Source organism: Bdellovibrio reynosensis (genome assembly GCF_022814725.1).
Classification (GTDB): domain Bacteria; phylum Bdellovibrionota; class Bdellovibrionia; order Bdellovibrionales; family Bdellovibrionaceae; genus Bdellovibrio; species Bdellovibrio reynosensis.
Genome location: NZ_CP093442.1, coordinates 206,667 through 219,272, shown reverse-complemented (window position 1 = coordinate 219,272; position 12,606 = coordinate 206,667). Strand labels below are relative to the sequence as shown.

Annotated in this window: 15 protein-coding genes; 9 read left to right on the top strand and 6 right to left on the bottom strand. The window is 41.9% G+C overall.

Going from position 1 to position 12,606, the window contains the following annotated elements; all coding sequences use genetic code 11:
• The first annotated feature begins 121 nt into the window (after positions 1-121).
• Positions 122-781 (top strand): hypothetical protein, encoded by a 660-nt coding sequence (locus MNR06_RS01045; RefSeq protein WP_243537979.1) that lies wholly within the window; start codon positions 122-124, stop codon positions 779-781.
• Here the strand turns inward: MNR06_RS01045 and MNR06_RS01040 are convergent.
• Together MNR06_RS01040 and MNR06_RS01035 are read right to left on the bottom strand one after the other, a co-directional pair.
• Positions 744-1,151, bottom strand: a complete 408-nt coding sequence (locus MNR06_RS01040) for a hypothetical protein (protein WP_243537978.1) — start codon at positions 1,149-1,151, stop codon at positions 744-746. The two genes, MNR06_RS01045 and MNR06_RS01040, sit on opposite strands and share 38 nt — an antisense overlap.
• Complete coding sequence (locus MNR06_RS01035; RefSeq protein WP_243537977.1) at positions 1,148-1,528, bottom strand: hypothetical protein; 381 nt, start codon at positions 1,526-1,528, stop codon at positions 1,148-1,150. Before MNR06_RS01035 ends, MNR06_RS01040 begins: the two co-directional genes overlap by 4 nt.
• 179 nt (positions 1,529-1,707) lie before the next feature.
• On the opposite strand from MNR06_RS01035, the gene MNR06_RS01030 reads away from it, so the two are divergent.
• Complete coding sequence (locus MNR06_RS01030; protein WP_243537976.1) at positions 1,708-1,902, top strand: hypothetical protein; 195 nt, start codon at positions 1,708-1,710, stop codon at positions 1,900-1,902.
• Positions 1,903-1,905: 3 nt separating this feature from the next.
• Here the strand turns inward: MNR06_RS01030 and MNR06_RS01025 are convergent, their stop codons facing one another.
• Genes MNR06_RS01025 through nirK form a run of 3 tightly spaced genes read right to left on the bottom strand, consistent with a single transcriptional unit; the run spans position 1,906 to position 4,693 of the window.
• On the bottom strand, positions 1,906-2,499 hold the full coding sequence (locus MNR06_RS01025) for an SCO family protein (RefSeq protein WP_243537975.1): 594 nt from the start codon (positions 2,497-2,499) through the stop codon (positions 1,906-1,908).
• Positions 2,496-3,218 (bottom strand): formylglycine-generating enzyme family protein, encoded by a 723-nt coding sequence (locus MNR06_RS01020; RefSeq protein ID WP_243537974.1) that lies wholly within the window; start codon positions 3,216-3,218, stop codon positions 2,496-2,498. The genes MNR06_RS01025 and MNR06_RS01020 overlap by 4 nt, the downstream gene beginning before the upstream one ends.
• Complete coding sequence (nirK, locus tag MNR06_RS01015; RefSeq protein WP_243537973.1) at positions 3,215-4,693, bottom strand: copper-containing nitrite reductase; 1,479 nt, start codon at positions 4,691-4,693, stop codon at positions 3,215-3,217. Before nirK ends, MNR06_RS01020 begins: the two co-directional genes overlap by 4 nt.
• A gap of 216 nt (positions 4,694-4,909) precedes the next feature.
• Here nirK and MNR06_RS01010 point away from each other — a divergent pair, with 216 nt between their 5' ends.
• From MNR06_RS01010 to MNR06_RS00980, 7 genes are all read left to right on the top strand, one after another.
• Entirely contained in the window at positions 4,910-5,131 is a 222-nt protein-coding gene (locus MNR06_RS01010) for a ferredoxin (protein WP_243537972.1), read from the top strand.
• 201 nt (positions 5,132-5,332) lie between these two features.
• Positions 5,333-5,803 (top strand): anaerobic ribonucleoside-triphosphate reductase activating protein, encoded by a 471-nt coding sequence (gene nrdG / locus MNR06_RS01005; RefSeq protein WP_243537971.1) that lies wholly within the window; start codon positions 5,333-5,335, stop codon positions 5,801-5,803.
• Positions 5,803-7,629, top strand: coding sequence for an anaerobic ribonucleoside-triphosphate reductase (gene nrdD, locus MNR06_RS01000; RefSeq protein ID WP_407933232.1), 1,827 nt, complete (start codon positions 5,803-5,805; stop codon positions 7,627-7,629). Before nrdG ends, nrdD begins: the two co-directional genes overlap by 1 nt.
• A 170-nt stretch (positions 7,630-7,799) precedes the next feature.
• Positions 7,800-8,531, top strand: coding sequence for a Crp/Fnr family transcriptional regulator (locus MNR06_RS00995; protein WP_243537969.1), 732 nt, complete (start codon positions 7,800-7,802; stop codon positions 8,529-8,531).
• Complete coding sequence (locus MNR06_RS00990) at positions 8,528-10,294, top strand: pyridoxal phosphate-dependent decarboxylase family protein (protein ID WP_243537968.1); 1,767 nt, start codon at positions 8,528-8,530, stop codon at positions 10,292-10,294. The genes MNR06_RS00995 and MNR06_RS00990 overlap by 4 nt, the downstream gene beginning before the upstream one ends.
• Positions 10,278-10,790 carry a hypothetical protein gene (locus MNR06_RS00985; protein WP_243537967.1) on the top strand — a complete coding sequence of 171 codons (513 nt, stop codon included), beginning with the start codon at positions 10,278-10,280 and terminating at the stop codon, positions 10,788-10,790. The genes MNR06_RS00990 and MNR06_RS00985 overlap by 17 nt, the downstream gene beginning before the upstream one ends.
• Positions 10,787-11,422: a Crp/Fnr family transcriptional regulator gene (locus tag MNR06_RS00980; RefSeq protein ID WP_243537966.1), complete on the top strand. Its 636-nt coding sequence runs from the start codon at positions 10,787-10,789 to the stop codon at positions 11,420-11,422. The genes MNR06_RS00985 and MNR06_RS00980 overlap by 4 nt, the downstream gene beginning before the upstream one ends.
• Here the strand turns inward: MNR06_RS00980 and MNR06_RS00975 are convergent.
• Positions 11,419-12,561, bottom strand: a complete 1,143-nt coding sequence (locus tag MNR06_RS00975; RefSeq protein ID WP_243537965.1) for an NnrS family protein — start codon at positions 12,559-12,561, stop codon at positions 11,419-11,421. The two genes, MNR06_RS00980 and MNR06_RS00975, sit on opposite strands and share 4 nt — an antisense overlap.
• Positions 12,562-12,606: the final 45 nt, after the last annotated feature.

Genomic DNA, 12,606 nt, shown 5'->3' with positions numbered 1-12,606 from the left:
CTAGATTTTTCCTATATGACGGCCGTCATGTTAGGGAAATTTATTTTGGTAACTGAAACAGAACTTATATTTGCCCCACAAAGTTGTCGCCAAAAGAAACAAACTGCTACATTCTTAATTCATGCACAATTCATGGAAACATCTTGCGATTCAAAGTGACAGGGAACTGCGCGACATAAAGCGACTAAAGCAATTAAATTTTTCCAGTAGCATTGGATTAACAGTTGCAGCCATCGGTTTTGGATTTGCAGGTGTCGCAAGTTTTCTAGCAGGTGCTTGGATGCTTTATCTTACGGCTAAGGGTGAACTTCCGTGGGGCACTGGCCTTGGGGTGGGTCTTGCGCTTCTGGCTTTTGATGGTGTCGCCTTTTTTTTCGTTCACATGGTGATTAAAGAGCGTTCTTTAAACCTCTTAGGTCTTTACATAAAAAGTCCTCAGCACTTTGAGTTTGTTGAAGGAGAGCTTACTTCCGCAAGTTATTCGCGCAGAGATAGCCACAGTAATAGTAAGTTTCTAGTACACGGTAAGGGAATGTATCACGATAAAGAGTTTATGGCCCTAGAGCAATTTTCATCTTTCATTTGGCCCTTTGTTGACTCCACGGAAGATGATCAAATTCAAGAAGGCGATGATTGGTATGATCTGAAAGGTAAACGCGTACGCTTACCCGTGAAAGCTCAGTTCCTTGTTGATAAAAGAAATCCGAACCGAGGTGTTTTAGTCGCTATTGATAAGAGTTTGGTTAAAGACGCTTGTAAGCGCGCAGAAAAAGATTTTTAAAGTATCTTCTAAAGGCTTTATCCAAAAAGAACACCAACCCACAAGACGTAAAGGCAGCAGCGCCCAAGCCGCCACCAAATCCATCTACCAAAGGCAAAAGAAAATAAAATACCAAACCATAAATAAAGCTAGCGACAGCAACCCGCTTCCAGCCAAGCCTTGATTTATCCGTCATGCCTACAAAGGTGGCCCCCAGGAAACCTGCACGCAAAGCCGCTGAAAATGGAATGGGTAATGTCGTTATGATCACAGAGAATATTAAAGCTGGTGCCGCTGAAGCTCGAACCGTGGTTAGGTGTTTTTTGTGAATCAAAAAATACGTCAGCTGCGCCCCGATAAGCGATGTGATTAATGTACAAGCTAAAATCATAGCCAGTTCCTTAGGGCAAATCCTAATATTGAAGAAATAAAGGCAACAAAGCCCATTCTTCCGCCGAAACCCTTGATATATGGACTGATGAAAAAATAAATGGTTGTTCCTAAGATGGATACAAAAAGAATTTGTGGGAAACCTGCCATGACAACCTTTGATCCCATGGCGATGAAGGCACCAATATAGACTGTGGCGTGAATATGGGCGCTTTCTATTTTCTTGGTGTCAGGAATAAAGCTGCCAATAAGACCGGTGAGTGCAGCAGCTGTGACCGGGTTAAAACCCCACTGGGACTGAAAATAAAAGCACGTTAAGCAGCCGCCTAAAAGACTGATAAACTTTAAAACCCAAAGTTCAAAAAACCGTAGCTGCAAACATAACCTCGAAAGATTTGATTCTAGGTGATTACAGTCCAGCGGGCAATCTGAAGTTCACTCGCAAAGGACGCCACGGACACATGCTTGCGTCTAGAATTCATTAAAAACCCCAATAAATTCCCGAAAATCATGAGTTTCATCTCATAGAATAAAGCCTCAATGCTTAAGGAGTCTTGATGATTAAGAAGATAATCGCATTTAAAGATAATGCTGTAGAATTGTACGAAAAAATCAAGGAACTAGATCAAAGAGTTTTTGGATTGAATTTGGGCGATGATCTTTATGAGAGTAAAAGAAAAACTCCACGGGCTCCGCGTAAGAACCACGTGAAGGTTGAAGATTTAAGACCGCAAAGAGCGGACGAAAATTAGGGCTTACCTAGTTTTCGTAATAGCTTTTACAAATTCCGCGTTGGAAGTATTAAGCCCTTCTTTTTGCGCAATCACTTCGCCTTTTTCGTTTAGCAAGTAAATAGCGTTTGAGTGTATGTATTCGCCGCTTTTAAGCTTCTTGTAACGAACACCTAAAGCCGCAGCCAGCTCTGCAACGGTCGAACTGTCAGACTTAAACACTTGCCAATTTTCAGGCAAATTTCTTTTCTTTAAAAAATCCTTCATGGTCTCTGGCGTTTCTTTTTCTGAATCAAAAGAAAATAGAGTTACAGAGATATTCTTCTTAGCCTCAGGCAGTTTTTTAATAACTTCCGATACTTCGTTTACAAGTAACGGACAGGCTGTCAAGCAGCGAGTGTAAAGCATGGAGACAATGCGCGGCTCCCCTTTTAAGCTTTTAAGTTCAAATTCTTTGCCGTTCTTATCAATCCACTTACTATCGAATTGATATAAGGACATACCAGTTTGCGCTTTTGCGCTTTCCATCTCATCATGGTCTTGATGATGATGTTGGTGCTCTTCATGGGCCCATAAAGGCAACGAGATATACATCATAAGTAAAATCACCTTTTTCATTGAGTCTCCTTTACATCTTTCACACAGCGAAATCCTAATGAAGATGTATTGTAATTTGCTTTCAGGCTAGAGCGTAAAGCATAGCGCATAAAAGCCGCATAGAGTTTTGGATTTTTTGAACCGACCGAGGCACCACCGCAAAACATATCGCGTTTTGTGCCTTCGCGGGAATCACTGGACATAATAGCGCTGGAAAAGTCATCAACCCATTCCCAAATAAGTCCGCTTGTATCGTGCAGACCATATTTGTTGGGTTTAGATTTCCCAACCACTCTCATCTGTTCCTGGCCTTTAGCGTACCACTTTAACGTCTCTGCTTCATGCGCAGGATTTTGTGAATCACTGAAGTATTCCCACTCTAGGATCGTTGGAAGCCGACCCCCTTGGCTTTTGCAGTAGGCTCTTGCAGCAAACCATGAAACATGCACCACCGGGTATTTTGCAATTCCTGGAGGAAAAGCTAAGTCCGCAGTCCATTTTTTTAGATAGTTTGAATCAGCAACAACGGGAGTCACTTGCGATTTTTGCCAGTTCGGATTTTTCTTTAAAAATTTTAAGAACTGATCGTTAGTGACGGGATATTTATCCACTTGAAGTGCAGGGATTGAAACCGCCTCTTCCCCTTTATCCTGAAAAAGAGGCTCAAAGTTTCCGCCGGGAACTAGCGTTTGTTGGGCAAACGCTAGTTTTAAGATCACGAACAGGATGAGTTGAATCATTTTTTAAACTTTTTCACCTGATCTAAAGTGACCAGGTCACCTTTATTACCAAAACTGTTTCTTACATAAGTTACAACGTTAGCGATGTCGTCATCAGAAAGTCCCAACGCTGGCATCACGCTGTTATAAGTTTTGCCGTTAACAGTAATTTGACCTTGAAGACCATTTGCAACAACCTTGATCGCGCGTCCTTTATCAGCCATTAAGAAATCTGATTTCGCAACTGGTGGGAATGCATTTGGTACGCCTTCACCGTTTGCTTGGTGGCACGCTAAGCAGTTTTGTTTATATACGATCTCCCCTGCTTTCATACGAGCTTCCAAGGAATCTCCGGCAGGTGGGTCGATCTTTTGTTCTTGGGCGATAGGTACGATGTTTTGACCTTCAGGAAGGTAAACAGCGTCCTTAGTTTTACCAGTGTAAATCTTAGTATTGTGTTCCCCTGGCACAGTTAACATACCCAGTGCCCCTTTATTGAAGGCGCGGAAGATCGCGTGATCCACAAGGATGAAGTTTCCAGGAGTATCCATGCGGAATTCAACAATCGCCGATCCACCAGCAGGAACCATAGTAGTTTGAACGTTCTTTTGAGTAACCTTAGTTCCACCCTCTTGGAAAACGTTATCAAAGATTTCCCCGATTAAGTGGAAAGAAGAAGATAGATTAGGTCCGCCGTTACCAAAGAAGATACGGACAGATTCACCTAATTTGGCCTCTAGTTTACCTTTATCAGTCAAAGCACCTACAGCGCCATTGAAGACGACATAGTCAGGTTGTTCTTTGATTGCTTTTTCCATGTCAAAGGCTTGAAGCCCGCGTTCACCGAACTTACCTTTAGTATAAAAGTCCCCTTGTACGACATAGAACTCTTTATCCACTTTTGGTAAACCTTCTTTAGGTTCAACAAAGATCAGACCATACATTCCGTTTGCGATATGCATACCTACTGGAGCTGTCGCGCAGTGATAAATATAAAGACCTGGATTTAGTGCTCTAAAAGAAAAAGTCGATGAATGCCCCGGCGCAGTGAAAGATCCTTCAGCACCACCACCTGCACCAGTCACCGCATGCAAGTCAATGTTGTGAGGAAGTTTGCTATCGGGGTGATTTGATAAGGTGAAGTCAACATAGTCCCCTTCACGAATACGAATCATTGGGCCTGGCACTGTGCCACCGAATGACCAGAAAGTGTATTCTACACCGTCAGCGATTTTGCCAACATACTCGCGCACTTCTAAATTAATTTTAACGCGAGCTGGGGCCTTCCTGGTGATAGGCGGTGGAACCTGTGGTGGAGGTACTTGTTTAAATTCCTCAACCGGAAGTTTATCTAAGTTTTCGTTATCGTCAGCAATCGCAACTGAAGTAGCCTTCCAAGCTTGGTCACGTCCGCCGCCTTCATCGTTTTTCCCTGTACATCCCGCAGCACCCAATGCGCCTGCTAAAATGAAACAATAAAGTTTACTGTGTTTCATGTTCGTCTTCCTCTCGTTGTCAGCTTTACAGATTTTATTATTTTAATTTTCTGCTAAAGCTTCAAAGTTTTTTAAAATTCCCTTAATTAAACAACTTATTTTTTGTTCCCTTACACGATCAATCCTACGCTCTTGAATTGGAAAATAATTGATCCAAATCAAAGTCAGTCTGCGAAATATTGTTAGAATGAAAGTAGAAAGAACAGGGGCACTAAAATGACTCAAGCAATGCAAAAAATTCAAGACCAATTTGAAGTGCAAAAAGAGCGCTGCCTGAGCTGCGCTTACTGCTGGAAAGAATTGCCCAAAGTTTTTAAAAGTCATCCCGTTCATACTTATGCCTATGTTCATAATCAGCCTAAGACTGATCTAGAAAAAAACCTGTGTCAGAAAGTTCTTGAAACTTGCCCCGCCCAGGCGATCGTTAAGATCACTTGATCCTAGTATCGTAAAGTTCCAATTCTTAGAACATGACGGCGATCATCATTCGCAAAATAAATGTTTCCTTACCCGATCCTGGATTTAAATCCGTATAGTTAGCTGTTGGCGCTATATCTAGTGAGCCAGATCAGGATTTTCTTCAATCCGCAGTGCTTTCCCAGTTTGCGACGTTATTGTTTTATTTAAGGAACAACAGATATGAACATCTACAAGTACGACATCTTGTTTCAGGAAGTACCAAATCACATAAGCTTGGGTTTCTATGTTTGCGGCTGTTCTTTGCGCTGTCCAGGCTGCCATTCGCCGGAACTTTGGCCAGAAAATAATGGCTATGCTTTATCGGAAGATTTGTTTGAAAGTCTTTTAGATAGATACAGTCAAAAAATCACCTGCGTAGTTTTTTTAGGTGGCGAATGGCACCCGCAAAAACTAGTACAGCTTTTAAGTAAAGCTTCAGCGCGGGGCTTAAAGACGGCTCTTTATACAGGCCTTAACGATGTTTCACCCGAGTTAAAATCCCATTTGGACTTTTTAAAATGTGGCCCCTGGGTAGCCCGCTTAGGGGGCTTATCATCCCAGACAACGAATCAAATTTTTTGGGACGTAAAAAACGCTTTAAAACTAAATCATTTATTTCAACAACAAGAAATCATAAAGGAGACCCCATGATGGTGCGTATGACGGCTGAACAGATTCAGCAAAAAATAGATTTCATTAAAAACTATCAACATGCAAAAAATGCGGCCGATGGCGCAAAGCTTGATGCAAACGCCAACGTGACCCACAAAAATATAGCGACGTTGGAAGCAGAGATTAATAAAGATATAAATATACAAATCAACCGCGCTCTGGTCGGTGATAAAATCAGCGAACTGTTTGGCGAGGATTTAGGAAAAGAATATCATCGTCAAATTGAAGAGCATGAAATTTATGTTCACGATGAAACTTCGCTTAAACCCTATTGCGCTTCAATTTCGATGTATCCGTTACTGCTAAGGGGCTTAAAAGACCTAGGGGGCGAATCAGATGTACCAAAGCACCTTGAAAGTTTTTGCGGGTGTTTTGTAAATCTGGTGTTTGCTATTTCTTCGCAGTTTGCAGGAGCTGTGGCAACAGTAGAGTGGCTGATGTACTTTGATCACTTTGCCCGTCTTGATTACGGTGATGATTATTTAAACACCCATCGTAGACTTATAAATAATCACCTACAGCATGTCGTGTATGCCCTGAATCAACCGGCGGCGGCCAGAGGATATCAATCTGTTTTCTGGAATATCTCTTGTTATGATCAGTTTTACTTTGAATCCCTCTTTGGTGATTTCGTCTTCCCAAATGGCGATAAACCTGAATGGAAAAGTGTAGAAAAACTGCAAGCCCATTTCATGACTTGGTTTAACAGTGAACGCAAAAAAGCCATTCTTACCTTCCCGGTGGTCACAGCCGCGATGCTTACAGAAAACGGCGCACCCAAAGATTCTAATTTTGCCATCATGTGCGCTAGGGAACTAAGTCAGGGAAGCAGCTTTTTTATGTACATGAGTGCGTCAGCAGATAGCCTTGCAAGCTGCTGTCGCTTAAGAAATGAAATCTCTGATAATACCTTTAGTTATTCCCTTGGAGCTGGTGGCGTGGCAACAGGCTCAATTAATGTCATCACTATTAACATGAATCGCCTGCTGCAGAAAAATATCGACTTACAAGCCACTGTTGAAAAGGTGCAAAAATATCAAGTGGCATACCGTCGTTTGATGGAAGAATATTTTGCAGCTGGGTTATTAACCGCTTACTCTGCCGGGTTTATCTCTTTAGATAAACAGTTTTTAACCATCGGGATTAACGGCATGGCCGAAGCCGCAGAAGCAAGTGGCATCAAAGTGCGCAATGATGGTCCCTATAAGAGCTTTGTAAAAGAAAAACTAAAGGTGATCTATGATGCTAATAAAGCAGCACGAAAAACCTTTGGTTACATGTTTAATACTGAATTTGTTCCGGCAGAAAACCTAGGCGTAAAGAATGCCGAATGGGATCGTCGCGATGGGTTTAAAGTCCCGCGGGACTGTTATAATTCGTATTTCTATGTGGTTGAAGACGATAGCTGCAATGCTTTAGATAAAATGGAAATGCATGGGCATGAGATGATGCAGTATTTAGATGGTGGTTCGGCCTTGCATTTAAATCTAGAAGAAAAACTGACTGGCGATGGATTTTATAAATTAATTAAGGCCGCCGCCCTTTCAGGATGTAATTACTGGTGCGTGAACATTAAAATCACTATCTGCAATGAGTGTGAACACATCGACAAGCGCACCCTGCACCTTTGCAGCAAGTGTGGCAGTGAGGATGTTGACCACGCCACTAGAGTGATTGGTTATCTTAAACGAATTTCTAACTTCAGCGCTGCCCGCCGCAAAGAGGCCGCACAGCGCTTTTATCACAAAATGGCTTCTTCACCGAAGCATCCCATCCGCGCAGCTTTAAATCTACGCGGCCCCTAAAGCGCTTTTGGTCTAGAAAAGCGCAAGGCCACCCGTATATTGCAATACAGGGTGGCCTCTTCTTTCTAAATTTGAGAAATTCGTATTTTTCCCCAGAAAAAACACACAAAAGTGATCCAGATCATATTGTTAGTCCCCCTTTAAGGCCAAAATAAAGTCCAGAGGGTCTTATGAGCGATACATCGATTTATCACAAATTGCAGTGTTTTGAGTTCTTTAAAAATTTAAGTGAAGTGGAGCTAAAGTCCATTGCCACCCAGGCAAAAATCACTCATCTAAGTCACAACCGTTCCCTTTTTAAAGAAGGCGGCAAGATCGAATCCGTCTATTTGGTTTTATATGGGTCATTTAAAATTCAACAAACACCCTCTGAACAAGAACCAGTGATTTTTTCATTTCTAAGTCGCGGCGACTTTTTAGGAATCGCAATGGCAAGTTTAAAAAATGCGATCTACCCTGCGTCGGCCATCGCCAATGAAGAAAGTGCGGTTATCGAATGGCCGCTGCGCTTCTTTAATGAAAAATTCATGTTTAACACCCAGCTTCGTCAAATCGTGCATCAACAAATTTCATCGCGCTTTTTCGAATTTCAGAATGATCGCTGTATGGTGAAGTCCCTAGCTCCGCAAAAGCTTGCTGATTTTATTTTAAGAACTTTAGATCGTCAGCCTAAAGAAAACGGAATGCGCTTGATGATTCCAACCACTCGTTATGACATCGCTAGAAAAATCGGCTCCCAGGCAGAAACTGTGATTCGCTTGATCAGTGCGTGGACTAAAAAAGGTTACATTCGCACCGAAGATAAACACATTGAGGTGTTAGACCGGGCTAAGTTAGAAGAAATAAGAATAGAAAAAAGTTCGCGCAAAACTTCGCGAGCCATTACCGGAGCTGCGGTATGAACCCCATAAAATGCTCAACAGCTGAAGCCGCGCTGAAAGGACTTTTCCTTGGGCCCCAGGCGGAAAACCGTGAATGGGTTGCTGAGCAAATATCCCAGCTTTTAAAATCATGGTTTGAGTGGCGCCAGAACTCTTTTCCTAAAGATGGCTGGGCCATTTCTCGGGACGACATGCAGAGTGCTGAATATCTTTCCCGCAGAAAAAATACGGAAGAGACTTTAAAATATCTTACAACCCGTTTTGAAGCCGAAATACCAAAGTTCTCGCCTCGCTATATTGGGCATATGTTCTCAGAAATGTCTTTACCGGCTTTGTTTGGCCATATCCTGACACTGCTGCATAATCCTAATAATATCTCTGGTGAATCATCAAAGGTTGGAGTTTTTATTGAGGATGAAGCCATTCAGGCGCTTAGTAAAATGATCGGTTATCCACAAGGCTCTGGGCATTTTACTTCCGGCGGCACTATTGCCAACTTCGAAGCCGTTTACAGAGCCCGCAGCCGCTGTTATTCGTGGCTTAGTGCGGGCCTTGCGTCGGGAATTACCTCGGCCTTTTCAAGTTCAGTAATGGGCTGGCATCAGTATGATAATTCGAAAGTCTGCCGTGAAGAAGCACTGAAGTTTAATCCTTTAGAGGGTAATCCTTTTGAGGTCTCTCAGCGTATTTTTAAACACACTCATAACGCCTTCTTAGGACCCGTGCTCTTAGTTCCTGAACATAAACACTATTCATGGGTGAAAGCGGCTAACGTATTTGGCTTAGGTGCTGAATCATTTTGGTCTGTACGTCTTGATAACGAAGGCCGTATGGATGTGAAAGATTTAGCGAACCAAATCTTGAAAGCGGAGCAGGAAGACCGCCCGATTTTAATGGCAGTTTCAGTTCTAGGAACTACCGAACTTGGTATGATCGATCCAATTCATAAGGTGCAAGAAGTTTTAGATTCTTACCGTGCGTCTAAGGGCTGGCACATCTGGCATCACATTGATGCTGCTTATGGTGGTTTTTTTTGTTCCCTACTAGGACAAGATATTACTGTTAGCAATGCCCTTTCAACTGAAAGCCTTAAGGCGCTTTCTGCTGTCGCAACAACAACTTCGCTAACGATTGATCCCCATAAACTTGGGTATGTCCCCTATTCATCCGGCGCATTTTTAACTTCCAATCCCAGGGACTACTTCCAAAATCCTTTTGGTGCGCCTTATGTGGATTTTAAAGCGCAACAAGCCCATACTGACAAGGGGCCCTTTACTTTAGAAGGTTCGCGCAGTGCCACTGGGGCTGTGGCAACTTGGATGACCGCGAATTGCATTGGTTTATCGCAAGAGGGCTATGGAAAAATCATTGCTCGCACGATCCAGCTTAAATCGGAATTTGAAAAAAGCCTCAAAGAAGAAGTACGCCACTTACGGGTCGCTCCGTCTACAGATACAAATCTGATCGGCTTTTGTTTAGCAGCGCCTGGAGAGACCTTAAGCAAAAGCAATGCACGCACCCTTGAAGCCTTTAAGAATTTTCATGAAAATAAAGATCAGGTTTTTTTCGTATCTAAAACTAAAATTAATAAAAAAAGCTATGAACTTTATATAAATGACTTTGTCAATTCTTGGGAAGGCCAAGTCGACAGTGATGAGCTAGTTCTAATTCGCCTTTGCATTATGAACCCTTTCTTTAAAACAAAAGAGATGAAGGTCGATTATCAAAAGCTATTCATCAGCACTTTAAAAGAAATGGAGATCCTTTATGCTCGAAGTAATTAATGAACTTCGCGAAGAACATCGCGCCATTTTATGTCTTATTGAAAAAAATGATATTCTAGCTGTTATAAAATACGTTGAAGAAATCCATCATCCTAAAGAAGAAAAACTTCTATTCCCAAAGCTTGCAGGGCATCCCTTATTAAACCAAGGGGGCCCTCGTTGTATGTATTTTCGGGGACTTGAATTAGATTTACAGATTTATGATGGGGCAAAAAAGGTTTTAAAAGACTTTTACCAAAACAAGGGCCCCCGTCCCCATGCCTATGGGACCTTTCATTGGCTTAAAGACAACAATCCGCTTAATATACCCATGGAAGAACACCGCTTGGGCCATGAGCTTTCCCAGGCCATTCAATTTTTATATACTCACCCCTCTTCTGACCTTTACAAAGACTTTTTAGTTCCGTTAGAACAGGAATACGTGCGGCTTTTAAAGCTTCATATTGAAAAGGAAGACACTTGTCTTTTTATTCTCGCAGAAAGGATCCTGCAATGACCAAAGATAAAGACATCGCTAATTGCCCCATTTGTTCTTCGCTTGAAGAAAAGGTCATTTCTGAATTACTAAAAGTCATTCATAGAAAGTCTTTTCCAAAAAATTCTTTAATCTTTGAAGCCGGCGAAGAAATCACAGGGATCTATTTAATCATTAAAGGATCTGTGAAAGTTTCAAAGATTTCAGCTGGAGGAAAAGAAATCGTCTTGCAGGTTTTAGGCGCCGGCAAAACCTTTGGTGAAGGCAGTATACTTGGCCAAGAAAAAAATTCGGATACTTTCGTAGCTAATGAAAATACCGAAGTTTTTGTTCTTCCAAAAAGAAGCTTTCAAGAAATTTTAAAATCCAACGCCGCTCTTTATCAATCCGTGGTAGGATCTTTAATCCGCTGGCTGAATAACTTAAATGTCGTCATTGAAAACATCAACACTCCTTCTGCTAAGGAACGAGTATGGATGCATATTTGTCGTCTTAAAGAAGAGCAACAACAAGCCATCATTCATCTTGAAGGTAAAAAACATGATGTGGCCTTGATGCTGGGGCTTCGCCCAGAAACCTTTTCTCGCGCTTTGCATGAGCTTGAAGAGGAAGGCCAAATCAAGATGAATCATAAGCAGATCCAAGTTCTTTAGTTTTTCTTTTCAGTTATAAAAAACATTTTTGGAATAAAGATCCCCCCCCAAAGCAGCAGTCCAAATATCCAAGTGACTGCTGCGTATAATAAATGTGATTGATAAATGTGGGGACCAATTCCGGCTGAAAATCTTGTTAATCCAGCGAGGAATAATAAAAACGCCCCCACAGCTAGAATCTTTGATTTCTTTTCTATGGCCATGTCATGCCCCCCGTGTGACAGCACGACCCGGACTGCGATCATAAAAGTCATTAAGCCCAGTCCAGAGATATAAATGATATGTAACCAGTGAATGCGCATTTGCGGCACCACCACTAATCCCCACGCTCCTACAACGACGGACCAAGCTGAAAGCCATAGTCCCCAAGTTTGCACAGCTTTTCTTTGCGGTGGCTTATAAAGCTTCCAGAACTTCATAGTTATGAAAGTAATCAAAACAGCGCGCAGGGCCAGCGCCAGGGGCGCATTCACCAATGTTTCACAAACGTAAGTTAATAGGAATAAAAGAGCCAAATACAGGAACATTTTTCTATTTTTAGCTGAGCTCTGTTTTTGTTCAGTTGGCAATGGAGCCCATCCTAAAAGAGCGGGAACTAATCTTGAACCTACGCCTAATACTAAACACAAAATATAAGTTTGCAGAAAAAATATTTTTCCTAAAGAATAAATTTGAAAATTCAGCTCAGTAAATTCGGCTGCAAATAATATCAGGGCCCCGACGATTCCAGTGAAAAGTCCGACGCCGACAAAGATAAAAGGTTCTGGAGGATCATTTTTTCTGACTAAAAAACGTTTAGCACAAAAATAAATCAGAAAAATAAAATTTAAGATAATTGCGAAATAGAATGGCTTCTTCCCTGGTAAAAGCAGGGAAACAAATAAAAGCGCAATCAGCGCCAAGGAAAATTTTTGATCGTTTTCAGAAGGACCGAAAGTTGCTGTGAATCTTGGCACAGCAGTCATTAAAAAACCACTGACAAAACAAAGAAAGAATCCACCCATCATGATTTCGGGGTGATTAAGACCTGGGTAACTAACTAACTTCCAGGGAAAAAGTATCCACAGGAAAACTCCCCAGAAAGCCATGAGCCAGCCGGCAGGAAAAAACAATCTATAGGCATCAACGGCGTTTTTCATTTTTAAGCTCCTCAAGACGGCTCCAGGCACGAAGGGCACTATTCT